Origin of the sequence: Burkholderia sp. Ac-20392, assembly GCF_017104585.1 — a bacterium.
GTDB classification, from domain to species: Bacteria; Pseudomonadota; Gammaproteobacteria; order Burkholderiales; family Burkholderiaceae; genus Burkholderia; species Burkholderia lata.
Genome location: NZ_JAAGPB010001111.1, coordinates 1 through 805, shown reverse-complemented (window position 1 = coordinate 805; position 805 = coordinate 1). Strand labels below are relative to the sequence as shown.

The following is an 805-nucleotide window of genomic DNA, read 5'->3' as shown; positions in this document are numbered from 1 at the left end:
CGGCCGACGCGCCGCATCGGCTCGGCCGCACGCGGAGACGGCACCCGCTTCGCCGTGCGCCGGTCGGCTTCGATCAGCGCGGCAAGCGAACGGGGTGCTACCGACGTGGCCGGCGCGCGTTCGACGATCGTCGTCCAGTCGCGACGTTCGCGCTGCGTGTGGCAATTCCACTCGGGATAGCGCGGCGCATCGGGCGCGGGCGGCGGTTCGTCGTCGGGTTCGTCGCTGTGGCCGCCGGTCGACGCCGACATCTCGACGCCTTCGTTGCCCGCCTGTTCGGCTGCGACGGCGGCCGGCTGCGCCCACAGCCACGCGTTGTCGTCGCGATAGGGCAGCCACGCGCCGTCGTCGGGCTCGAAACGCACGCGCATCTGGCCGAGATCGTTCGCGAGCCGCGATGCGATCGTGCGGAACGCGCGGTAGTCGTCGAGCGTGTCGCGATGTTCGTTGAACAGTTGCACGCCCTTGTCGACCCACGGGTTGCCGTCGCGATACGACGGATCGAACAGCGCTTTCGCCAGCCGCGCACACAGGCGGCCGAACGTGAGCCCTTCACGATCGATCGGTGCGAACGCGGGCGCCCAGAAGGTCGCGAGCCCCGGCCATGTGCGTGCGAGCAGCGCTTCGACACGCGCATCCTCGATGAGGCCGGCGACGGCGACGCCGATCGGCGTCAGCTTGTCGACCGGTTCGCCGGACGGCGAATGTCGCCAGTGTGCCAGCGCGTGCGCGGCCGCCGCGATGCGTGCAGCAGGGGCCAACGCACCCGGCACGCGCAGCGCGGCATGGCCGAGCGTCGCGCGCA

At 71.7% G+C, this 805-nt stretch carries 1 pseudogene; it reads right to left on the bottom strand.

The features are described from left to right. A pseudogene (locus G3N99_RS41090) lies at positions 1-805 on the bottom strand (nitric oxide reductase activation protein); the annotation flags it as partial.